Genomic DNA, 22460 nt, shown 5'->3' on the forward strand with positions numbered 1-22460 from the left:
AAACAAACTGAATGACAGAAGAATTAAGACTAGATTATGATGCTTTTTTAAGGTCTTTTAAAAGAAATACTGATGTTCCTCATTCAATATTGTTAGGAGCTGGTGCTTCAATAAGTTCAGGAATTCAATCTGCATATGACTGTATTTGGGAATGGAAAAAAGACATTTATCTCTCTAAGAACATAAACGCATCTGATTATTATAAAAATTACAAAGAGGATTCTGTTAGAAAAAGCATACAAAAATGGCTGGATAGTCAAGGAGAATATCCTGAATTAGACTCTAATGAAGAATATTCCTTTTTTGCAGAAAAGGCATATCCAATTAGTGATGATAGAAGAAAGTACTTTTTAAGTCTAATAGAAAATAAAGAGCCGTATATTGGATATAAACTATTATGCTTACTTGCAGAGCATAATATCATCAAATCTGTATGGACTACTAATTTTGACGGACTTATTGTTCGTTCAGCTCATCAGAACAAACTGACACCAATAGAAATAAATCTAGATAATGTAGACAGAATCTATCGGAATCAAAGCAACAAAGAACTTCTTGCAATCGCCCTTCACGGTGATTATAAATTCAGTTCATTAAAAAATACAGTAGAAGAGTTAGATTCTCAAAATGAAGTGTTTATTGAAAATCTATCTAATTATCATCTAGATAAAAATTTGATAATTACTGGTTATAGTGGAAGAGATAAATCTTTAATGGACGCATTATTAAAAGCTTTTACTCGAAAAGGGGCTGGAAGATTGTATTGGTGTGGTTATGGAAGTGAAATATCGGACGAAGTATCTAAGTTACTTAGGACTGTTCGAGATTCTGGAAGAGAAGCTCATTATGTAACAACAGATGGATTTGATAAGACTATAATTCATTTAGCTAAATCAGCATTTGAGGATAATGATTCTCTTTCACAAGAAATTCAAAATGCACTTGAAAGCTCAGAAAATGAAGAGTATTTAAAAACAGAGTTTCATTTAAATTTTTCAAATACAGGAAAATATATTAAAAGTAATTTACATCCTGTTGTTTTTCCAAAAGAGGTATTTCAATTTGAAATTGACTATAAGGATGAAAAACCGTGGAGTTTTTTAAAAACCATTTGCCAAACAAATAATATTTGTGCGGTTCCCTTTAAAAGAAAAGTATTTGCCATAGGAACACTAACCGATATCTCAAAGGCATTTAATGGTCTTTTGAAAAGTGATATTAAAAGAGAATCTATAAGTAAGTTTGATGTAGAAAATGTATCAGCTTTCAAGTCTTTAATGCTGCAAGCAATTTTGAAACATTTTGCCAATGACAAAAGAATTTCCACCAATAATAAAAATAAAATATGGTTGAATTCAAATGAAAGTGAATATAAAAGCATCAAAATTCATAAAGCGTTGTTTCTTTCATTTTACTTTGATAAAAACAAAAGCTTTGGCTACTTAACTTTTACACCAACAATAAACTTAACCTCTGACCAAGAAATTTCAAAAACAGACAAACTAACTATTAGTAAATACAACTTAGAGAAATTATATAACAATAAGTATGACGAAATATTAGAAAACTGGAATAAGCTTTTATTTAATAAACCTAGAATAAAATTTGAATATCCTCTTCAATCTGGTAGTGGTCTTGAATTTCAAATATCTTCAAGTACAGCGTTTGGAGAAATAAATGTTCTAGACCCTAAATTTAGAGGTTACTCACCAAAAGAATACGATAATAGACAAACTCAATTTAAAGGTGTTCAATTTTTAGAACCACAACTTGTTTTCCGTAACATTTCATCAGATATGGAATTCAAAGATTACCATCCAATGAGAGGTTTAGTAAATAATCGTCCTTATGATGTTAATCTAAATGGAGTAATCTTATCTAATGAAATAAACTTATCTGTTATTTGTGGAGGAAAATATTCAAATAAGTTTTATGCCTTTCTTTCCCAACTACAAACAAAACACTCAACTGACAATATAAACCCTGATTACTTAATAGATTACCCAGGCTTTTCATCAATTTATAATATTCCCTTAAACATTCCATACTTTGAGAATGATGGAAGTTGGTTGGATATTGATTTTAGAGGTGAAAATGAACTTGAAGCACACGAAAATGCAATTAAACTCGCTAGACTTATAACTTCAAAAATTGAACAAATAGCGAATACCCAAAGTCAAAGTACAATCGTTATTTTTATTCCAAACGAATGGCAAAATTTTGAAAGTTTTGTAAACAAAGAAGAAAGTTTTGACTTACACGATTATGTAAAAGCATTTGCTGCTTCAAAAGGAGTTGCGACACAATTAATTAGAGAGAAAACATTAGAAGACAATTTAACTTGTCAGATTAATTGGTGGTTATCATTATCATTTTATGTGAAATCTTTAAGAACACCTTGGATTTTAAATAATCAGGAAAAAAACACAGCATATGCTGGAATTGGGTATAGTATTTCAAAAATAAAAGATAAATCAGAAATTGTTATTGGTTGTAGTCACATTTATGATTCAAACGGTCAGGGTTTAAAATATAAGTTATCTAAAATCGACAACTATTTCCTTGATAAGCAAAACAATCCTTTTTTATCATTTAAAGATGCTTTTCAATTTGGCGTTTCAATTAGAGAGCTGTTTTACGAATCATTAGATAAACTTCCTGAAAGGGTAGTTATACACAAAAGAACAAAATTTACACAAGATGAAATAGACGGAATTAAAGCTAGTTTACATAAAGCTGGAATCAAAAAAATAGACCTTATTGAAATAAGTTTTGAACCTGACGCACGTTTTGTGGCAATGAGCGTATATAATAAAGAATTACAAGTAGATAAGTTCCCCATTTCAAGAGGAACCAGTATTGTAACGAATAAATACACTGCCCTATTATGGACTCACGGAATTGTGCCTTCTGTTCGACAACCGAATTATAAATTCTACTTAGGCGGTAGAAGTATCCCAGCACCAGTAAAAATAACTAAGCATTACGGAGAATCTAATATTGATTTAATTTCAACAGAAATTTTAAGCTTAACTAAAATGAATTGGAACTCATTAGATTTATACTCAAAGCTTCCTTCAACTATCGACTCATCAAATAAGATTGCGAGAATTGGAAAATTACTTTCAAGATTTGAAGGCAGAACATATGATTACAGATTATTTATATAAAAATAAAAAAGCCAGCAAGTAACAATGTATATAAAAATTAGGCGAAATAGTAGTAAAATTAAAGGGTTTAGCTCGTATCAAACTTTGTGCTTAACCGAAAGTTTAGTACATCGAAATCGCCTACTTTTCATATACTAATCTATGGCAAAAATTAAAACAAAGAAAATTGGAAGAATTATATTTTAAAATACCTCTTTATAAAAAAATAACAATTAGTGATGAGGATGTAGAAGGAGCAAAAGTTATCACTGATATTTTTGACTATAATGGTTTAATCGATGGATACAATCCAGAAATTAATGAGAATACCAGTTATCAAGTAAATTTCTTTTCAGATTTTCGTAATTCATATAGCATTGATATGTATTGCGGTATTCATAAATGTCGACTTAAATGTGTTAGAACTGGTTTTATAATCACTTACTTTTTTCTTCTTGAGGAAATTGAGGATGAGAAAAATGAAAAAGTATTTTATACTCTTCAAAAAATAGGACAATTTCCAACAATTGCTGATCTTGAAATAGGAAGATATAAAAGATTTTCTAAAGTTATATCAAAAGAAAATCTTCGTGAATTTAATAAATCAATAGGTTTAGCGGCAAATGGCGTAGGAGTCGGTTCTTTCGTTTATTTAAGAAGAATATTTGAAAATTTATTAGAATTACATCATCAAAATGCTAAAAAAATAGATAATTGGGATGATAACAGTTATAAAAATGGACGAATTACCGATAAAATTGAATTATTAAAAAGTGAACTTCCTGAAGCTGTTGTAAAATATAAAAATGTTTATTCAATTATAAGTAAAGGAATCCACGAGTTGGATGAACAGGAATGTTTAAAATATTTTCCGATTGTAAAAGATGCAATTGTTGCAATATTAGAACAAGACTATTTAAAAAGAAAAAATAAAGATAAACAAGAAGAATTAGAGAAGAGTATTCAAAAAGCTACTGGTGAGTTAAAATAACTTCTGTCATCAATGTATCCTATGAAAAGTAATAATCCATTTCTTTAAAATAATTTTTCTTACATTAATTAGATAAATTTAAAGTCTTGATAACCGGAAATTAGAAAGGATAAAAACGTATTTTTAAGTAGATATAAAGGGTAACCTTTAATTTTTAAATCAAGAATGGAAAACAATTTTTTAAATTTCTCAAGGGCTGATATTGACAAACCTATTTTTAGAATAATTCCAATTGAAAGATTATTCAAACTATTTGAGAAGAAAATCAATATTTTAGTCAGTCCAGAACTTTGGGAAGATCCTTTCGAAAATTTTATAATGAATTCAAAGGTGAAATTTCAATCGGGAATTTCAATGGGACTTGGCTTTAGAAAAAATCTTTACGGGCAGTGTTGGACACAAACAAGGGAAAATGATGCGTTATGGAGAATATATTCACCAGAAAAAAAGGGTGTTAGATTAACTACTACTTCAAGAAAACTACTTTACTCTCTTAAAGAGTATGGGAATCCAGAAAAATATAAAAATTGCTTTATTGGTAAAGTCCAGTATTATAACACAAAAGAGTTATTAAATCTTTTAAAATTACAAGGTGCGAATTTTATATTTGATGATTCAGGAGTTGGTCACGCTCAAACGCTATTATTTAAAAGGATTGCTTTTAAACACGAAAATGAAGTAAGATTAATATATAATTCGTATAACCAGTTTAACCATACAAAAATTGGATTCGAAATTGATCCTTACGAGTTAATTGATGATATTGTATTCGATCCTAGAATCGAATATAAATTGTTCAAGTCATATAAAGATAAATTAGTAAAAATCGGATTTAAAAAAAGAATAGTCAGATCTAATTTATATAGAATTCCAGAACTCGAAATCAAACTATAAAAAAATACAAGCAATAAGAGCGATAACTATTGCACAAGCCTGTAATTCTTATGAAATCACAATTATTTAAACCGCCACTGAGTGGTTTTTCTATTTTCTAGTGGTGTGTTTGTTCATTAGGTAAAAGAGCTTTCTCAAAGTATTTTAAGGGAAACCGTAACAGAAATTGAAAATTTTGGCTAATTTTAGGGTATATATAAAAGCGATTCGTATGTAAACCTGATATACCCTATTGCTAAGAAATCTATAGAGTAAATGATAAAAACTGAATACGGAACTTTTGATGGTAATAAATGGGAAAGTGTTTCTCAGTTATGCTTTAAAAACAATTTTAGAGAAGAAGCGTATCAAGAAATTAAAGCAACGCCTGGAGATTTTGGGATAGAAGGCTTTACTAGAACTGGGAAGGCTTTTCAATGTTATTGTCCAAATGAACACTACTCAAGTAAAGAACTTTATGATAACCATAGAAATAAAATCACAAAAGATTTAAAGAAATTAAGAACTTATGAAAAGCAACTCAAAAAAATCCTAGGATCTACAAAAATTAATAAATGGTATTTTGTTACTCCCAATTACGCTAAAAATGAAATTGTTCAACATTGCACTCAGAAAAAAGAAGAAGTAAAAAGTTGGAATTTATCAATAATTGATAACGATAATTTTGAGGTTATTTTTGAGAATATAGATTTTCTTCATCCTTATTTAAAAACAGCTATTGAAAATTCAAACATTAAAATTGATATTGTTCCTGAAAATCAAATAGTATCGAATGACAAACTAAAATGGAAGGATTCTGAAATTTCTTTAATTGAAAATTCTCAAAGCAAAAATGCTCATCGTTTAAATGAAACTTCAGAAAATTTTGACACTAAGCTAGATAAACTAGTTGACTTAAATGTAGAACATTTTTTAGAAGGAAATAATATTTTAACCAAATGGGAAGAAGATTATCCAATTGGCTATGAAAATTTTTTAAAAATAACGAGTGTAATAGAATCTGAAATTGAAGAAAGATGTATTACAAATACAAAAGAACCTAGTGAATTGTACGAAGATTTTAGAGCTTTATTAAAAAAAGAGTTACAAAATTCGTTTAAAAATTTAGCACCTCAAATGATTTTAAAATTAACGAACTGGGCATTAGCAGACTGGGTTTTTAGATGTCCTATAAACTTCGAATAAATGCAAATATTTGCTGAAAAAATAACATTTTCGAAAAAGCCTATTTCGATTCCTCCTGAATATAGACCATCATATTCAATAGCACTGATTGTTCTAATTTTAAAAATATGTTGTCAAGGATCGAAATCAAGTTTACTAAAACTTCACTTGATTAATTGGGCTCTTAAAAGCAATGAAAATAAAGATTCTATAAAAAAATTCATCCGCAGTAATTATAATGAAAGTTCAAAAACTTGGGGTATAGAGCCAAGCTTAAACAGAGCTTTAAACTTTTCTGTTCACGAGGGAATCTGCAAAATTGAAAACGGTAAATATTTATTAGAAGAAAAAGGAGACATCTTTTATTCTAAAATATTAGCAGATTCTAATTTTTTAAATGAAGAAATTGAATTTTTGAAATTTCTAGGTAAAAGAAAAATTACAGATAACCGTATCGAATCAATTTATAAAAAATGGAAAATACAAAATGCTTAAAATAAATAATATAAAAATTGAAGTAAATACTAATAACGGTCTTTATGGTACTTTTCACACTTTTAATTCTGGTTTAAACATTATCAGAGGAAATAATACTAGTGGGAAAAGTAGTTTGTTTCAAGCAATTGTATACGCGTTAGGTTTTGAAGAATTAATTGGAGGGAGGTTTGAGAAAACAATGCAATCTGTTTTAAAGGACCAAGTTGAGTATCCAAAAAACTCTTTTCATAGTGTACTTCAATCTTTTATTTTATTAGAAATTGAAAATACAAAAGGCGAAATTATTACACTTCGTAGATTTGTTCAAAATCCAAATCGTAAATCTCAGTTGATAGACGTTTATTCTGGCAGTATTCTAATTTATAATGAGCTAGAAAGCCGTCCAATGTACGTCCACGATAAAGGAGGAGCTTCTGATGAAAACTATGGTTTCCATATGTATTTAGAAGAGTTCTTAAATTGGGAACTACCAAAAGTATTAACAAACAAAGGAGAACTTCGAAAAATATATATTCAACAGATAGCTTCTAGTTTTATAATTGAACAAAAATCTGGCTGGTCAGATTTTTTTGCAACAATGCCGATTTATGGTTTAAACAATAAAGAAGCTCGTGTTATCGAATTCATACTTGATATGGATGTTTATGATAATAAAATGAAAAAGCAAGAACTGGGAATTAGCAAAAGAATTCTTGAAAATGACTGGGTTAACCTTTATAAAAGATTTGAAAGATTTACAGAGAAAGGAGGAGGGAAATTGACAGGCTTAACTCAAACACCTATGATTATAAATAATCTAGAAGAAATAAATATTCTAATATCAAAAGATGAAAATGATTTTTCTATATCTAATTATCTAGACTTAATGATTAAAGAGTTTGACGAATTAGATGAAGTTGTGGCTTTAAGTGTAAAAGAAAAAATAAGCGACAATGAAATTCAAATTACTGAAAAAGAAGAGAGATTAAATCAAATAAACTTTGATGTCGAAATGATTTCAAGTGAGCTAACTTTTGACAAACAGAAATTAAGTAATTTTAGTTATCAACTTGAAAGCCTCAATGAAGATTTAAGAAAAAATAAAGGAGCTTTAAAAGTTCAAAAAATGGGTGCAGAAATTGATTTAAAAGTAGCGGAAAATGTTTGTCCCACTTGTAATCAAGAAATAAATGATTCTCTTCTACCTCTATCAGTCAAACAAGTTCCTATGCGTTTAGATGATAATATCAACTTTTTATCTGCTCAGATTAAAATGCTTGAAGTAAATATTGAAAGTCTAGAATTAAAGATTACAGAAAAAGACAAAAATTTACGAAGATTACGAGAAATACAGAACAATTTGAGAAGTGATATAAGAGAACTTAAGAGAGAATTGATTTCAGATGAAAGACTTCCATCAATAATTGACATAGAAAAACGCCTAAATCTTGAAAAAAGAATTCAATTTTATTCTAAATACCTAGAGGATTTTTCAGAATTAAAAGAGGAACTATATATACTTTCTGAAAATTGGAAAAAAATATTAGAAAAACAAGAAAAACTGAAAAATGATATTTTTTCTGCAAATGATTTGGATAAAATTGAAAATTTGACACGTAATTTTAAATTATTGTTAAGTAAGTTTAATTATAGTAGTAAAACAATAAATGATTTAGCTATATCCAAAGAAAACTATTTACCATTAGCTAAAAAACCAAATGATAACTTATTTTATAATATTAGATTTGATTCTTCGGCTAGTGATTTCGTGAGAAGTATTTGGGCATATACTTGTAGTTTATACAAAACTTCGGAAGAAAAAAACGGAAATCATCCAAAATTACTAATGTTTGATGAGCCAAAACAACAGGATATGTCAATAAATGATTTTACAAGTTTTTTAAATGAACTATCAACTTATAAAACTGCTCAAACGTTATTATTTGCTTCTTTTGAAAATTCTGATGAAACTTTCAATAAAGCAACGGAAGGAATTGATTTTCACTTAAATTATATTGATGATAAATTAATTAAACCAATTGAATAAAGCATTTAACTATAAGATTTCTTCAAAGCAAACTAAAGAAGAGAAATTATATAAAATAATAAGCCGTTTCTAGTGTTTTTTTCTTTTAAACTGACCTATTTAGCGAAAAAAAGCTTTTCACAAGTATTTTCGGGAAAACCGTTGAGATTGAGGATTTTTAATTATTTTAGAGTAGAGATCTACGGAAAAAGTTGCTAAGACTTAGTAGTAAGTACTTTTAAAACATTAAGTAACATAAATAATTAATAATATGAATATTGAAGCAATTAAACCGGGGCCAAAGCCAAAAAAGCAAGATGGGACTCTTGATAAAAGAAGAAGAGACAACAAAAGTACACCGGGCAATAAACCATCTTTAAAACCAAGTAAACCGAAAAAGTAATAAGCGCAAAAAATTAGAGAACAATGGTAATTTTTGCACAAGCAATAATTCTTAAAAAAATCCACTTATTTAAACCGCATTTTAGCGGTTTTTCTATTTACTAGTGGTGTGTTTATTCATTAGGTAAAAGAGCTTTTTCAAAGTATTTTAAGGAAAACCGTAATGGGATGGGTATTATTAGCCAATTTTAGTGAGAGATAAACGCGAAGCGTATCTAAACATCGAATACAGGATTCAAGAGATTTGTTATATTTGTAATAAAAGCTGAGATTATGGGAGCCGCAGAATTAAGGGAAAAATGGAAGAAATCTATTAAGACGGTAGATGTACGTTTTCTACAAATGGTAGATGCCTTATATGAAGGTTATTTTAAAAATGAAGTGGTTGCCTACCATCCAGATGGCACCCCTATGACCCGTAAAGACTATAAAATTGCCTTAGCTATTGCCGAAAGTCAAATAGAAAAAGGCGATTTTATGACCGCTGAAGAATTTGAAAAAGAAGAGAATTAGTGTTGGGCAAAATTACTCAAGTAGTTTGGACAAGACAAGCTAGAGAATCGCTTAAAGGCACTTTAATTTACGCGCATTAAAATCTGGATATTAATAGAAAAATCCTCAAAAAGGGTTTCATTTTATAAAGATTAAAATGAAACCCTGGAAAAATAGTACACATCATAAGTGTCGTCCTACTGATTTTGGTAGTTGGCTCAGGATTTCTATTATACCAGTTTTTTACATCTTTACAGCCCCTAAAGATTGAAATTACCGAAAATAATATCTCGACAAACAGAGATTTTATAGATGGGGTGACCATTGAAAAAATTACTGTGGACTCTATCGGGGTAGATGGATTGCCTGCTAAATACACGGTAAATTTTTGGACAAACTGTATTATTGATCATCCCCAAGGGCGACCACCAGAGCCACCGGATAAAATTGTATTTACAAAAAAGGAAAATATTGGTGGATTGAAAATACAGCTGATTTTCAATATTTGCATAAAGATTTAGGAAGGACAACTGTTGACGGAAAAAAGCGTCTTCCTTTGGGTATGGGATTGGAACGCTTACCAACCTGCCCAATAGAATTCGAACCAGAACAGTGGTATTTTATTACGATTGGAGACCCACAAGTGACCGGAATATTTTTTATCATCGATAAAAAAGGAAACAACAATCAATACTTAATGCCGAGTGGAGTTTCACCGATATAGATTTGCGTTTTCTTTTTCGTACTGATTTATTAGGTTTTGGAAAAAAGTACTATTACATCGACTTTTTAAAAATCTGATTCTAAGAGGGCTATTATTTATTAGGGATTTTGATTTTAAATGTCACACGGAAGTTTTGTTATATTCCAAAAAACTTTAGTATGAAAGAAAGAAGAAAACTATGAATGTGAAGAAGACTAGTGTTTATTACCACAACATGGATAAAGTTTTATAAATATCTATTAATAAGACGGAATTTAATTTTCTAAAACTAACAGTGTCTGTATTAGAGCCAGTTAAATACAGTGTTAATTGCTTGAAATCCTATAAAGTAATACTATCAAAAACGTGGCTTTACCACATATTTTATGTGGTTTAGTTTTCTTCGGTTTCGCTAAAATGAAGTTACTTTTAACAATAATTAATAGGTTATGATAAATATACTAATAAACCTTTTTTACACCTAAGATAATGCACTTTACATTAATCATATAAGCTAAAAATGGTCTTTATTAAACCTGACTCCGAGATAACCAATCGGGTAAAACAGTATGATAAAAAATCATTGCCATGAATATTCTTCTTATAAATAGTCCTAATGAAACAGATAACTCGCTTGAAAATGCAAATTATTCCTTATTTCCTCATATTGGAATCGTGCAACTAGCAACTCGTTTAGAAGAAGATTTTGGTGAGTTAATTAACGTTGAAGTAATAGATGGAGGAATAAAAACTATATCAGAAATTAAGCAAAAGATAGTAAGATTTGAACCTTCGATAGTAGGAATATCTGTGCTAACCCCTACCTACGGAGAAGGATTGAAAATAGCATCCTTTGCGAAGCAAAGAGGTGCGATTGTTGTATTAGGGAACGATCACGCTATTTTTTTTCCAAAAGAAATTTTGAGTAACCGTTCTGAGATTGATTATGTTATAACCAATGATGTTGCTGAAAAGCCATTTTCAGACTTAGTTTCATGTATTATTCAAAAAACGTCTGTTCAGGAAGTAGACTCGTTGGCTTATTGGAATAATGGTGAGGTATTTATCAACCCTGTTAAACAGTATTCTTTAAAAGATAAAAATACTGTTCCAAACCTTGATTTCATCAAAAATGATCTTGCTAAGTATTCGAAGAAGTATTACTCCCAACATGGTCATCTTCATGGAGAAGAGGTGAATGTAGTTACTATAAATAATGCAAGAGGCTGCGAAAATAAATTACGTTGCTCTTACTGTAGTATTGCAGATTTAAGGGTAACAACAGGGGATCCAGTACAATTTTGGGAAACTGTTACTCGCTATCATGATAAATATAATATTAATCTATTTTTTGAAGTATATGACAGTTTTACTGCTAGCCCCAGATATATTAAATCTTTACTCGATACCATGCCAGCTTATGTAAGACGTAAAATAGAGAATGGTAATATAGAATTTATGATTTATGCAAGAACTCTTGGATTATTAGCGCGGGATAATGTAAATAAATTTAGAGAATTAGGAGTAAGACGGGTAAATATTGGATTAGATTCAGGAGACGCTGATATTTTAGAAGCTCAAAGAAAAAATAAAACCACAGATAAAACCAATATTGATGCCTTAAAGTTGTTAAGTAAAGCTGATATGTCTGTACATGGATCATTTATGCTAGGAGCCGCCGGAGAGACCTTTTCGACGGTAAAAAGAACAACTAATCATATTAAAGAAATAATGGAGTTAGTTGAGTTTTCTTCCATTGAAGTTTCCAGATTATACCCTTTACCTAATAGTCCAATTTGGGATATGTTAGTTGATTATTTTAATCCTCAATTTTACAAAAATAGCAAAGAAATTGATAGTGTTCTAGCAAAATTAAATTTGTATATTCCTGCTGCAAAACATGTGGAATTGGCATCTAAGTACAAAGGTGCCGATTTATTTAATAAGGAGGAGTTAATGAGTGATTGGTATCAAAATTTTACTCATATCGATGAAGATTTTGCTGTTTCTGAAATTCAGAAACTAGATGACTTTATCGAAATGAAAAATATTCAGACAGGAAAGAATGTAGGATAATATTGATGATTATCAAATTATTTCCTGATTATTCTATAATTTTGTTATGAAGAAAATACAAAAATCAAGATTTTTTGTTTTTAATTTTTATACTTAAAATAACAATATCGGGTGGTCACGCGGGAGTCTAGATATTACAGGAAGTTTAAAATAAAATGAGAAAAGAAAAAAATATAGTTATACACGAAACAGCATTTGTGACATCAGCCTTCAGAGCTTTCGATGAGCGCTTAAGCCAAGATAACTTTGCTAAGCTATGGAAAAATCAAAAAACGGAAAAATGGATTGAGGAATACCTTGATCAGGTTTCTTCTGAAGAAACTTATACTCATTGTTTAAGAAATAGGTATTTTTTGGATACCGTCAGAAATCTTGTAGGGTCTGAAGAGATAGAGGTTCTGATCAACTTCGGAAGTGGTTTTAGTATGTATCCATTTCTTCTGGAGAAAGATATGATTCATATAGAAATTGACAAACCAGAAATAGTTGATTACAAAAGGGAAAAAGTTAAAGATTTTCAGCGCAGGGGAATACTTCCTAAAAGAACTATTTATTTTGTAGGCGTTGATTTTAGTACTGATTATAGGGACAAATTAGAGTCAAAAATTGATTCCATCAAAGGGAAAAAGTCTAGCTTTATACTCATAGAAGGTGTTTTGTTTTTCCTGAGTAGATCGGAAACAGATAGTTTATTTAACTTTTTCGATACGATTCAAAAAGGTGGTGATTATATAGGGAGTGCTTCTTTTCAAGAAACCTTAAAGGATACCATTGCTTTTGAAAATTTATTAAAATTTTTTAATCAGAAAGTCTCCAAGACTAATGAGGATGATTACCAAACGATCCAAGATGAATATTATAAATCAAAGACTAATTATAACTTGATTGATCATCAAGATTATTATAGTCTCTCAGCGCAATATGAAAATAAAATTAATCAAGATAGACAACTTATTTTAAATGAGAATTTCTATTTATTGAAAAAAATATAAAAGCATTGTCCTCTATTCTATGTCAAGAGATTTGTAATAAGATACTAATAACTATATTTCTTCTCAATCTGGATATTGCATTCATCACATACTTACAAAATATTCTTCAGATCCTTATAAATTTGCTGCTGATGGAACAGTAAATCTTCTTGAGTGATGTTCGCCTTAGAAATAGGAATTTCCCTTTGAATATCTTGAAGTTTAAACCGTACCTTTTTATCTTTTCCGTCAGCAAAAGCGACGAATTCCCCTTGTTTCAATCGAAAAAACGCATCAGCCCTTCGTTTGGAGATTTCTTTTTCCCCTTTGGTAATCCGGCTTTCGTAACTAAAACCACTACTTTTACTCACACTTTTTGTCGGGGTTTTGATGATCTCAAAAAAGCGTTCATAATATTTAGCCGTATCGGGATCATTCACCTTTCCAAAAAACTGGTAGGAGAGGTTGCTTAGGATCGCTTTGCTGGCTTTATCGCCATACAACAGATCGTTCTGTACCTTGTCCTGCATCACATAGACGGTAGAAATATCATAACTTCGTAGTGTGGCCGGAATGCGATGCATATTGGGCAGTTTAAGAGTAGGCGCTTCTTCCATCAATAAAAAAGCGGATTCCCGATGACGGATACTCATTTGTTTGATAATGGTATGCATTATCATTGCAATGATGGGAGAGTAAGCCCCATCGTATTTCGGATGGTTGACTAAGGCAATCACCGCAGGATGTTCCGGGTGGTTGATATCCAAAGGCACTTCATCTTTAGAGAGTACATAGAACAGTTTTTGTGAGCTGATCTTTTTAAAAGCATTGGCCAGGGTGCTTTTCACTCCGGCAGTCTGTTTTTCTGATTCTATTCCATTGATAAAGGCGCTGGCCATACTGCGCGCCGTAAGATCTGACTTTAAAAAGGCGACCAGTTTTTTAGTACTGACCAATTGAAACAAGGCAATAATGTGGGGCAGGGTGCAGCAATCAGGATAAGCGGTTTTCATCTTCCAGATCATCCCGCTTAATAAGCCTTCGACGGCATCGGAGAAAAACTTATTACTGCCAGTGCTAGCCGATAGGTTTTGTTCTAGCAGGTTTTCCATCAGGACCCGGGAAACCTCATTCACACTTTCCTCATTGGGCAGGTATTTTGGGGCAATAGGATTGACCCGATAATGGATCTGATCAAAAGCGATGGTATAGAAGTTCAAGTTTTTATTTTTGAATAGGGGATAGGCCATTTCCGTCAGTTCGAAATCCTTGTAATCGTGGATCACCCCACAAAAACCATATTCACTGAAATGCTGCAAGAAGTTATAGATCACACTTTCGGTTTTTCCACTTCCTGCCGATCCGATGATGGAGGCACCCCGGCGGATGTTGTCCGCTTTAAAATTTCCGTTACTCAACTGAAAACGCACCTGGTATTTTTTATCCCCTGGTGCTTTGCGCTCCGCGAAAAAGAGTCCGTATACCACCGCACCCAAGAACAAAGCCGGGGCGATGATATAGAGGGTAATATGTTCCCATTGCCAGTTCATATCCCGATCGATCCTGATTCAATAGCTTTGCCAACCCCTTTTTTCAATTGATTTAGGGCTTTTATCGCCACCTGAAACTTATTCGTAGGAATGCTTAGTACCGCTGTATTCACTCCTGATTGCTGTAATAATTTAAATGCCATTGCCTTTTCATTGGCCGGGAGCTTGGTAATCGTAGAGAAATACAGTTTCGGATCTTTAAGAAACGTTTTTCGAGCGGTATAGCTTTCCACATAATTACGCTTATAACGGAATAGTTGATCAAAGGTTTTCTCTGAATTTTTGATAAAAGCATTACGATCAAACCCCCGTTTAATCATCTTGCCGTGCATTTCTACTTCTGAGGCTTTGTGCTTGCTTCCTGGGGAAAGACTGTAGCGGTTGGAGGCATCCTTTCGGCTTACAATGATATGGATATGACTTTGCGATCCCGGTTTGGCCATTCCCCGCACGATGCGTTTTCCGTCCAATTGATAGGGTGCTGCTGCTTCCAGCCGTTGGATTTTTTGTTGAAGCGTCTTAGTATTCCCAATTTGCTCTCCCCGGTTGATACTTCGGATATCATTTTTCAATTCCAAAATCTTCGTTGCATAAGGCTGATTTTCCCGAACCTGCTTATCGGTCCCTTTAAACGTGCGCTGACGTTCTACCTTGGCGTAATATTTAATATCCGTAATAGCCACTGGGCGACCATCAATTTCCCGATGAAAAGCCTTGGCATATTCCTTCATCGCTTCCCGGGTATAGCGTTTGAGGGCTTCCGGGGAATCCTGAATGGCTTTAAGTTCCCGACCGCTTGGATTTAGGGTAATGGAATAGAACTTGGGTTCTTTATTTTTAAGTTTAGCCGTATTGTCATCGATTTCCCGGATGACTTCTTCGGCAGCTATTTCATCGTGCTGCTGATCAAAAAAATGTTCCAGTTCGGGAAGCGGTTTCCCTTCATTTTCCTTTTCCAGGTAATCCACAAAATCGGCAGCACTTTGCGCATAATTACCCTGCACTTTCTGAGCGGTGATGGTGATGTACATTATTAATTTTTTTATTGAGTTCTTTTTTGAGGTGTTCCAATTCCTCTGTATTCATATTCAGCTTATAATATCCCTTCCCAAAAGTCCCTTTCACATAGGATAAATGTTCCAGTAGGTTTTTTGTGTTATTTCGGTAGGTGTTGAGCTTTTGTTGCATCTGTTCATAGCGGTTTTTGTAATGCTCCAGTTCGCTATCGCGTGAGAAAGGTTCCGGTGTCCCAAAATCAAACTGTTCCGCTTCCTTTTCTTCCTCGTCTACCTTGTTCATTTCCTGAAATAAGGTATCCAGCATTGCCTTGGTAGGCAGTGTCTGTTGCTTTTCAATATTCCGTACAATAGCAATCAGGGCATTAATCCTTTTTTTGGTCGCATCCGTTTTTACGCCAAGATTGTCATTAGGGTCAAGATTGTTCCATTTGAAGAAGTTCAACATTGCCTCCAGGGTTTCCGAATGCGACTTGGAAATGTCTTTGGAAAATGCCCGAAAACGCTCGGCAATATCTTTTTTGATATTGATCCCTGAAAAGCCGTATGTTGAAAATTTCTTCATTTTTGCTGCAAAAAAGTGGCTGTTTACAATGGGTTCCAGGGGTTTTGCTGCAAAGTCCTGAAAATCAATATAATTTAAACATAATTAAACAACTGATTATTAGTGATTTACATAGAAATTGGCAGCCGAGACACCGCTATGCGTGTCACCCTCTTGCTCTTCCAATTTCCGTCCCGCAGGGACCCAAATTTCCAGACATTCCACTAAAGCGGAACGCCTTTATTATTTTATGGATTGGTCATTTAAGGAAAGTCAAATCACCCAATAATTGGGATTAAATAATGACCAAAAGTGTTATTTGTCAACCTTCTAAAGATACGATTTAAAAGAAATAAGCCATAGAAAAAGCCCTCATTTAATAAGGGCTTGTTTGGTGTTTTTTAGTCTTTACATATTGAATACAAAATTATAATTGTATAGATTTCGTATCGCTTCCTCTTCCAACAGGGTGTCGTAATTAACGTAGTGTTGTTGGGCATAGCTCTTTAACTGCTTTCCGAAACGATTTTCTACTTCTTTTTTAGACATCGAAAGCAAACGTTCCTGTGTTTCACTATCAAGGTTGGTATAATTCAAATAGATCATCATCAAATTTTAAATTACAACAATCCATTATCGGCGAAACTATAATAGTCCCCATTGGGAGCGATAATGATATGATCCAAGACTTTCACGTCAAAAAGCTGTGCTGCCTCTTTAATTTTACGGGTCAATCGCTTGTCTGCTTCACTAGGTACAAGTTTATAGCTTGGATGGTTATGAGCAAGCAGGATTCCCACGGATAAGGTCTTCAATACAATCGCAAAAAGGATGCGAATATCAACTAAAGTACCCGTAATACCTCCAATGGATAAAGGATAAACCCCTTTCACTTTATTGGAATTATTCAATAACAGGATTTTAAAGCTTTCCTGTAAACCTATGGTTCCTTTATCCCAGTTATTATAAAGTAATTCCGCTGCGTGCTTAGAACCTTTAATCGGGTCAGATTTTAATGTTCCGATTTTTTCCCGGTAGCTTATCTGTATTTCATTAACTTTGTCTTTCATTATTAGCTTATTTAATGGGTTAATAATTAAAAGAGGGCGCAATTTTCGACGGTGACGCCCTCTTTGTTTTTAAGAATTAGGCGTTACCACCCATTAATAGGATTTCAGAAGCTAGCACTTCGGTAACATATCGTTTTACCCCTTCCTTATCCTCATAGAAACGGGAAGTTAATTTTCCTTCCACGGCAATCTCTTTGCCCTTGCTTACATAATTTTCAATGATTTCAGCGGTCTTGCCCCAAGCCACGACCGTATGCCAGTCGGTAGCCTGTACCTTTTCGCCTTTACTGTTTTTGTAGTTTTCATTGGTCGCCAATGATAAGCGGGCTACTTTTTTGCCATTGTCAAGCTTGGTTGTGCTAGGTTCTTGCCCTACATTTCCGATTAACTGCACTTTGTTTCTTAGATTACTCATAATTAAAAGTTTTAGAGGTCTGCCTTCTAAGCAGACGGTTACACATTGATTAAAAAAATTGATTTACTTATTATATCCGGTAGCGTTTTTCTTTTTTTGATTTTTTTAGTTTCCCTTCCGGATCGATATGTTATTGATGATTTCATATTAAACTGTTTTGATTTACTTCCCATAGAGCCGTATAGCTGTTATCTTTTTTTGATGCTTACACGATTTCAATATTTTGGATTGATAAGGACTTATAAAAGCGAGTAGGGGAGCGGCTTATGCAGTCCGGTTCAACTCCAAAATGTTGGTGTTTTGCGACCAAAAAAAGAATAACTGTACGGCGTGGGTGGGAATCAAAAACCTAAAATGAAGAATCAGTAACCTTCAGGAAGGGAAACTAAATGCAAGAATGGAAATTAGAAATCTCAATTATAAACCTGATCGAAAATATGTAGAGGTTATTAATGAATTGTGTGGATTTAAAAATATTTATTTCGACCTATCTCAATCTATATGAGATAAGCCTCATTTAATCTTAAACATTCAGTTTAAAAGAAAGTTAGACTTTTAAATTTTTGCAGAAATTCAGAAATCTACCACCACTTAATGGTGAAACAGTTAAAAATGATCTTAAATATTAAACTTAGAAAATGACGTAAGAGTTATTTTCTCGATTAAATTTTCGGAAAAAACTTAGAATTTGGTTTCAATTGCTATCAAATGAGATCATTCTAAACCACTCATTTTAATTTATTTGAAATACGTAAAATTCTGTACTTATTCTGTACTAGGTGTAAAAAGAAAAAGCTTCACATCTCTGTGAAGCCTTGATTTTCCTAGTAGCGAGACCGAGATTTGAACTCGGGACCTCCGGGTTATGAATCCGACGCTCTAACCATCTGAGCTACCTCGCCATTTGTAAATTTATGCTAACCTATTTCTGTTAGGCGGGTGCAAATATATAAACAAATTGGTAGCAATCAAACCAAACATGAAAAATATTTTTATTTAAAAAAATAGAGCCAGTTAAATAGAAATAATTATATTGTCGCTTTATAAAATATGAATTACGTATGGAAGAGAAAGTTAAGTATGAATTAGAGTTCCCTATACACTCCTCACCTCAATTATTGTATCAATATATTTCAACTCCTTCTGGATTGTCAGAATGGTTTGCGGATAATGTAAATTCTCGTGGTGAGTTATTTACTTTTATTTGGGATGGTGCAGAGGAACAAGCTAAATTGCTAAGAAAGAAAAGTGGAGAGCTTGTTAAATTTAAATGGATTGAAGGAGAAGAGGATACCTTTTTTGAAATTAAAATTGTTGTAGATGAAATAACAAAAGATGTTTCTTTAATGATAACAGATTTTACAGATGAAGATGAGGTGGAAGAAGCCAAAATGCTTTGGGAAAATCAAATATCCGACTTAAAACAAGTATTGGGTTCTGCTTAGGAATCCTTAATCTTAAAAAGTATATTTGTGCCTTGAAATTCTCAAGGCACTTTTTTTATGGTAAATTTTAACGGAAAGATTCTAGAAGCAAACACAGATTTTTTAAATGAAGAGAATAGAGGACTTCGTTATGGAGATGCTTTATTTGAAACAATTCGTGTGGTAAATAATAAAATTTACTTTTGGGAGTCGCATTACCTCCGTTTAATGGCTTCTATGCGGATTCTTCGTATGGAAATTCCTATGAATTTTACAATGGAGTTTCTTCAAGATGAGATTAAAAATAGTATTGCTGAAAATAACCAACAAGATAAAGCAGTTAGAGTTAGAATAACTGTTTTTAGAAATAATGGCGGACTTTATACGCCGTTAGATAACAACGTTTCTTACATCATAGAAACAAAAGTATTAGACAATCCTTTTTATATACTGGAAGACGCTCCATATGAAGTAGAGCTTTTTAAAGACCATTATGTAAATGCTGGGTTGTTAAGTACCTTAAAATCTAATAATAAAGCATTGCATGTACTTGCTGGAATTTATGCAAAGGAAAATGACTATAATAACTGTTTGTTAGTGAATGAAAAAAAGAATGTTATTGAAGCTACAAACGGAAATATTTTCTTAGTAAAAGGGAATGTTGTAAAAACACCACCTATTACCGAAGGGTGTTTAAATGGAGTTTTAAGAAAGCAACTAATTGAAATTATTAGTAAAACAGACGATTTAGAATTGAATGAAGCAGAAATATCTCCATTTGAAATTCAAAAAGCGGATGAACTTTTTATTACAAACGTTATTTCAGGAATAATTTCAGTAACAAAATACCGTAAGAAAACATTTACTAATAGTACAGCTAAACAATTAGTAGGAAAGTTAAATGCTAGAGCAAGATTGCAAGGTTAATTATAAACTGGATTTTCAGGGGCATTAGACCATATCAAATAATCGCCTCCTAATTCCAACATTTTTTCTCTCCAAAAAGTCATAGGAGCTTTTTTGATAATATTACTCTTGTATTTATTTTCAGAAACAACCCAAGAATTACTGGAGAGCTCTTTTTCCAATTGCATAATATCCCATCCAGAATATCCTAAAAAGAATTTTATTTCAGAATCTTTAATATCGCCACTATTAATTAAGTCTATAATAGTTTCAAAATCTCCGCCCCAATAAATTCCATTAGATATTTCAATACTGTTGGAAATTAGATCCGGTATTTTATGAATAAAATAAAGATTATCTTGTTCTACAGGCCCGCCATTGTAGACTTTAAGCGATTTTGATATTTCTGGCACAAGCTCATTGAGTCTAAACTCTAACGGTTTATTTAATATAAACCCAATGGAACCTTCATTATTGTGCTCGGCGAGCAGGACTACTGACCTATTAAAAGCTACATCGCCAATTATGGAGGGCTCGGCAATAAGCAAATGGCCTTTCTTAGGAGTAATAGCAACCATAAGCTGTTGGTTTTTATTTTAAATCTATAAAAAAAACGTTAATCTTCAAATAAATGTGATGATTTTTTTTCGATATAAATCAAAAAAAGCGTCTTAATAGACGCTTTTTGTTTACTATATTGAGCTATATAATTAGTTTACAGCACCTGCTAATTCAGCACCTGCTTTAAATTTAACTACATTTTTAGCAGCAATTTTGATAGTTTTTCCAGTTTGTGGATTTCTTCCTTCTCTTGCTGATCTTTGAGATACAGACCAAGATCCAAATCCTACTAATGATACTCTACCACCTTTTTTAAGGGTTCCTTCTACGCTACCTAAAAAAGATTCTAATGCTTTTTTTGCTGCAGCTTTAGTGATTCCTGCATCAGCAGCCATCGCATCGATTAATTCTGTTTTGTTCATAATTTTAAAGATTTAAATGAATATTAAGGTTAAACATTTATTTAATTTGCTACACAAAATTATACGGATTTACTTGCCACGCAAGTAATATCAAAGGAAATCGGGGTTTTTGTTAATAACTTTGGTGTATTGTTAATAAAGTAGGTGTTTTTTTACTACAAATCGCTAATGCCAATCAGAGTGCGGTGTTACAGCATTTTGGCTTTTTTGTCAAATTCGTATCCGTTAAGGATGTCTTTTATATTCATTTTTCTTTTGCCGGGTAACTGTATCTCTTTCAGATTAATAAATCCATCTTTTGTGGCTACTTTTACTTCTTTTTTATCGGCTAAAATAGCTCCAGGATCTTCATTATGTAGCTTAATTTCTTTTTCTACATCATAAAATTTGACATTTATAGGATTTTCTTCTCTATTTTTTAGAAAACTCCACGCAGTTGGATATGGACTTAACCCTCTAATAAGGTTATAAATTGTTTCAGTATTTAAATTCCAGTCTATTTTAGTATTGTCCTTATTTAATTTATATGCCGTTTTTAAATCGGTTGTTTGTAACTGTAATTTTGTGGTAACAGTGCCCTCTGCAATATTTTTTAAAGTTTCTGTTACCAAGTCTGCTCCAAGATTCATTAATTTATCGTGAAGTGCACCTGCATTTTCGTCTGCTTCAATTGGAATTTCTTTTTGAAGAATAACAGCACCTGTGTCTATTTTTTCGTCAATAAAAAAAGTGGTAACTCCTGTTTTAGTTTCTCCATTAATAAGTGCCCAATTTATAGGTGCAGCTCCTCTATAATCTGGTAGGAGGGATGCATGAAGGTTAAATGTGCCATGTGTTGGCATACTCCAAACCACTTCTGGGAGCATTCTAAAGGCAACAACAACTTGTAGATTGGCGTCTAAAGCTTTTAATTCCTCTAAAAAATTGGGGTCTTTAAGGTTGGTTGGCTGTAATACGTTTAAATTATTCTCTTCTGCATATTTCTTTACTGCCGATTGCTGTAATTTCCTACCTCTTCCCGCAGGTTTATCGGGAGCTGTAATAACTCCAACAACCTTATAATTAGACGCTACAATGTTTTTTAAAGTAGCCACCGCAAAATCTGGGGTTCCCATAAATACAATTCGTAATTGCTCGCTCATAATATCTATTCTGAAAATTTAGTGTCAAAGATACTGAGATTATTAAGAAATTTTGAGAGGGATTC

The 22460-nt window shown here is 32.1% G+C and carries 22 protein-coding genes and 1 tRNA gene; 13 read left to right on the forward strand and 10 right to left on the reverse strand.

Annotated features, from left to right (window positions below):
- Positions 1-11: 11 nt before the first annotated feature.
- The 11 genes from JOOMADRAFT_RS17540 to JOOMADRAFT_RS17590 all read left to right on the forward strand — a co-directional run bounded on the left by JOOMADRAFT_RS17540 (position 12) and on the right by JOOMADRAFT_RS17590 (position 13366).
- Positions 12-3170: an SIR2 family protein gene (locus JOOMADRAFT_RS17540; RefSeq protein WP_008615787.1), complete on the forward strand. Its 3159-nt coding sequence runs from the start codon at positions 12-14 to the stop codon at positions 3168-3170.
- 166 nt (positions 3171-3336) lie between these two features.
- Positions 3337-4140 carry a hypothetical protein gene (locus JOOMADRAFT_RS17545; protein ID WP_008615789.1) on the forward strand — a complete coding sequence of 268 codons (804 nt, stop codon included), beginning with the start codon at positions 3337-3339 and terminating at the stop codon, positions 4138-4140.
- Positions 4141-4305: 165 nt separating this feature from the next.
- Entirely contained in the window at positions 4306-5034 is a 729-nt protein-coding gene (locus JOOMADRAFT_RS17550; RefSeq protein WP_008615791.1) for a DUF2971 domain-containing protein, read from the forward strand.
- A 255-nt stretch (positions 5035-5289) separates the two neighbouring features.
- A complete protein-coding gene (locus JOOMADRAFT_RS17555; protein ID WP_008615793.1) occupies positions 5290-6219 on the forward strand; it encodes a hypothetical protein in 930 nt (309 codons plus the stop codon).
- A complete protein-coding gene (locus JOOMADRAFT_RS17560) occupies positions 6220-6693 on the forward strand; it encodes a hypothetical protein (RefSeq protein ID WP_008615794.1) in 474 nt (157 codons plus the stop codon).
- Positions 6686-8722, forward strand: coding sequence for a hypothetical protein (locus JOOMADRAFT_RS17565; protein ID WP_008615796.1), 2037 nt, complete (start codon positions 6686-6688; stop codon positions 8720-8722). Before JOOMADRAFT_RS17560 ends, JOOMADRAFT_RS17565 begins: the two co-directional genes overlap by 8 nt.
- Positions 8723-8972: 250 nt before the next feature.
- Positions 8973-9104: a hypothetical protein gene (locus JOOMADRAFT_RS20630; RefSeq protein WP_008615799.1), complete on the forward strand. Its 132-nt coding sequence runs from the start codon at positions 8973-8975 to the stop codon at positions 9102-9104.
- 272 nt (positions 9105-9376) lie between these two features.
- A complete protein-coding gene (locus JOOMADRAFT_RS17570; RefSeq protein WP_008615801.1) occupies positions 9377-9616 on the forward strand; it encodes a hypothetical protein in 240 nt (79 codons plus the stop codon).
- A 484-nt stretch (positions 9617-10100) separates the two neighbouring features.
- On the forward strand, positions 10101-10319 hold the full coding sequence (locus JOOMADRAFT_RS17580; protein ID WP_040880266.1) for a hypothetical protein: 219 nt from the start codon (positions 10101-10103) through the stop codon (positions 10317-10319).
- Between the two features lie 567 nt (positions 10320-10886).
- The gene (locus JOOMADRAFT_RS17585) at positions 10887-12374 is read left to right on the forward strand and encodes a B12-binding domain-containing radical SAM protein (protein ID WP_008615803.1); all 1488 of its coding nucleotides are present in this window, start codon (positions 10887-10889) and stop codon (positions 12372-12374) included.
- 155 nt (positions 12375-12529) lie between these two features.
- A complete protein-coding gene (locus JOOMADRAFT_RS17590) occupies positions 12530-13366 on the forward strand; it encodes a class I SAM-dependent methyltransferase (protein ID WP_008615805.1) in 837 nt (278 codons plus the stop codon).
- 92 nt (positions 13367-13458) lie between these two features.
- Here JOOMADRAFT_RS17590 and JOOMADRAFT_RS17595 read toward each other — a convergent pair whose 3' ends face one another.
- The 7 genes from JOOMADRAFT_RS17595 to JOOMADRAFT_RS17625 form a co-directional block, all read right to left on the reverse strand.
- Positions 13459-14895, reverse strand: coding sequence for a type IV secretory system conjugative DNA transfer family protein (locus JOOMADRAFT_RS17595; protein WP_008615807.1), 1437 nt, complete (start codon positions 14893-14895; stop codon positions 13459-13461).
- Complete coding sequence (gene mobB / locus JOOMADRAFT_RS17600) at positions 14892-15926, reverse strand: MobB family relaxase (RefSeq protein WP_008615808.1); 1035 nt, start codon at positions 15924-15926, stop codon at positions 14892-14894. Before mobB ends, JOOMADRAFT_RS17595 begins: the two co-directional genes overlap by 4 nt.
- Positions 15889-16476 carry a BfmA/BtgA family mobilization protein gene (locus JOOMADRAFT_RS17605; protein WP_008615809.1) on the reverse strand — a complete coding sequence of 196 codons (588 nt, stop codon included), beginning with the start codon at positions 16474-16476 and terminating at the stop codon, positions 15889-15891. Before JOOMADRAFT_RS17605 ends, mobB begins: the two co-directional genes overlap by 38 nt.
- A gap of 387 nt (positions 16477-16863) precedes the next feature.
- On the reverse strand, positions 16864-17061 hold the full coding sequence (locus JOOMADRAFT_RS20015; RefSeq protein ID WP_008615810.1) for a hypothetical protein: 198 nt from the start codon (positions 17059-17061) through the stop codon (positions 16864-16866).
- A gap of 14 nt (positions 17062-17075) precedes the next feature.
- Positions 17076-17525: a JAB domain-containing protein gene (locus JOOMADRAFT_RS17615; RefSeq protein ID WP_008615811.1), complete on the reverse strand. Its 450-nt coding sequence runs from the start codon at positions 17523-17525 to the stop codon at positions 17076-17078.
- A 76-nt stretch (positions 17526-17601) separates the two neighbouring features.
- Positions 17602-17940, reverse strand: a complete 339-nt coding sequence (locus JOOMADRAFT_RS17620; protein ID WP_008615812.1) for a single-stranded DNA-binding protein — start codon at positions 17938-17940, stop codon at positions 17602-17604.
- Positions 17941-18768: 828 nt separating this feature from the next.
- Positions 18769-18842 (reverse strand) — tRNA-Met (locus JOOMADRAFT_RS17625).
- 159 nt (positions 18843-19001) lie between these two features.
- Between JOOMADRAFT_RS17625 and JOOMADRAFT_RS17630 the strand changes: the two genes are divergently transcribed.
- Positions 19002-19385, forward strand: a complete 384-nt coding sequence (locus JOOMADRAFT_RS17630) for an START-like domain-containing protein (RefSeq protein ID WP_008615813.1) — start codon at positions 19002-19004, stop codon at positions 19383-19385.
- 57 nt (positions 19386-19442) lie between these two features.
- Entirely contained in the window at positions 19443-20291 is an 849-nt protein-coding gene (locus JOOMADRAFT_RS17635) for an aminotransferase class IV (RefSeq protein WP_008615815.1), read from the forward strand.
- On the opposite strand, the gene JOOMADRAFT_RS17640 is transcribed toward JOOMADRAFT_RS17635, so the two are convergent.
- From JOOMADRAFT_RS17640 to fmt, 3 genes are all read right to left on the reverse strand, one after another.
- Positions 20288-20848 carry a YqgE/AlgH family protein gene (locus tag JOOMADRAFT_RS17640; protein ID WP_008615817.1) on the reverse strand — a complete coding sequence of 187 codons (561 nt, stop codon included), beginning with the start codon at positions 20846-20848 and terminating at the stop codon, positions 20288-20290. The genes JOOMADRAFT_RS17635 and JOOMADRAFT_RS17640 overlap by 4 nt on opposite strands.
- Before the next feature lie 132 nt (positions 20849-20980).
- Positions 20981-21253, reverse strand: coding sequence for an HU family DNA-binding protein (locus JOOMADRAFT_RS17645; protein WP_008615819.1), 273 nt, complete (start codon positions 21251-21253; stop codon positions 20981-20983).
- Positions 21254-21441: 188 nt separating this feature from the next.
- Entirely contained in the window at positions 21442-22395 is a 954-nt protein-coding gene (gene fmt / locus JOOMADRAFT_RS17650) for a methionyl-tRNA formyltransferase (RefSeq protein WP_008615821.1), read from the reverse strand.
- Positions 22396-22460 lie beyond the last annotated feature (65 nt).

Source organism: Galbibacter orientalis DSM 19592, assembly GCF_000260115.1.
Taxonomy (GTDB): Bacteria; Bacteroidota; Bacteroidia; order Flavobacteriales; family Flavobacteriaceae; genus Galbibacter; species Galbibacter orientalis.

Excerpts from the sequence above, each read along its gene's own strand:
- JOOMADRAFT_RS17540 (WP_008615787.1), top strand. The coding sequence starts at position 12 with ATGACAGAAGAATTAAGACTAGATTATGATGCTTTTTTAAGGTCTTTT.
- JOOMADRAFT_RS17550 (WP_008615791.1), top strand. The coding sequence starts at position 4,306 with ATGGAAAACAATTTTTTAAATTTCTCAAGGGCTGATATTGACAAACCT.
- JOOMADRAFT_RS17555 (WP_008615793.1), top strand. The coding sequence starts at position 5,290 with ATGATAAAAACTGAATACGGAACTTTTGATGGTAATAAATGGGAAAGT.
- JOOMADRAFT_RS17560 (WP_008615794.1), top strand. The coding sequence starts at position 6,220 with ATGCAAATATTTGCTGAAAAAATAACATTTTCGAAAAAGCCTATTTCG.
- JOOMADRAFT_RS17565 (WP_008615796.1), top strand. The coding sequence starts at position 6,686 with ATGCTTAAAATAAATAATATAAAAATTGAAGTAAATACTAATAACGGT.
- JOOMADRAFT_RS20630 (WP_008615799.1), top strand. The coding sequence starts at position 8,973 with ATGAATATTGAAGCAATTAAACCGGGGCCAAAGCCAAAAAAGCAAGAT.
- JOOMADRAFT_RS17570 (WP_008615801.1), top strand. The coding sequence starts at position 9,377 with ATGGGAGCCGCAGAATTAAGGGAAAAATGGAAGAAATCTATTAAGACG.
- JOOMADRAFT_RS17585 (WP_008615803.1), top strand. The coding sequence starts at position 10,887 with ATGAATATTCTTCTTATAAATAGTCCTAATGAAACAGATAACTCGCTT.
- JOOMADRAFT_RS17590 (WP_008615805.1), top strand. The coding sequence starts at position 12,530 with ATGAGAAAAGAAAAAAATATAGTTATACACGAAACAGCATTTGTGACA.
- JOOMADRAFT_RS17595 (WP_008615807.1), bottom strand. The coding sequence starts at position 14,895 with ATGAACTGGCAATGGGAACATATTACCCTCTATATCATCGCCCCGGCT.
- mobB (WP_008615808.1), bottom strand. The coding sequence starts at position 15,926 with ATGTACATCACCATCACCGCTCAGAAAGTGCAGGGTAATTATGCGCAA.
- JOOMADRAFT_RS17605 (WP_008615809.1), bottom strand. The coding sequence starts at position 16,476 with ATGAAGAAATTTTCAACATACGGCTTTTCAGGGATCAATATCAAAAAA.
- JOOMADRAFT_RS20015 (WP_008615810.1), bottom strand. The coding sequence starts at position 17,061 with ATGATCTATTTGAATTATACCAACCTTGATAGTGAAACACAGGAACGT.
- JOOMADRAFT_RS17615 (WP_008615811.1), bottom strand. The coding sequence starts at position 17,525 with ATGAAAGACAAAGTTAATGAAATACAGATAAGCTACCGGGAAAAAATC.
- JOOMADRAFT_RS17620 (WP_008615812.1), bottom strand. The coding sequence starts at position 17,940 with ATGAGTAATCTAAGAAACAAAGTGCAGTTAATCGGAAATGTAGGGCAA.
- JOOMADRAFT_RS17630 (WP_008615813.1), top strand. The coding sequence starts at position 19,002 with ATGGAAGAGAAAGTTAAGTATGAATTAGAGTTCCCTATACACTCCTCA.
- JOOMADRAFT_RS17635 (WP_008615815.1), top strand. The coding sequence starts at position 19,443 with ATGGTAAATTTTAACGGAAAGATTCTAGAAGCAAACACAGATTTTTTA.
- JOOMADRAFT_RS17640 (WP_008615817.1), bottom strand. The coding sequence starts at position 20,848 with ATGGTTGCTATTACTCCTAAGAAAGGCCATTTGCTTATTGCCGAGCCC.
- JOOMADRAFT_RS17645 (WP_008615819.1), bottom strand. The coding sequence starts at position 21,253 with ATGAACAAAACAGAATTAATCGATGCGATGGCTGCTGATGCAGGAATC.
- fmt (WP_008615821.1), bottom strand. The coding sequence starts at position 22,395 with ATGAGCGAGCAATTACGAATTGTATTTATGGGAACCCCAGATTTTGCG.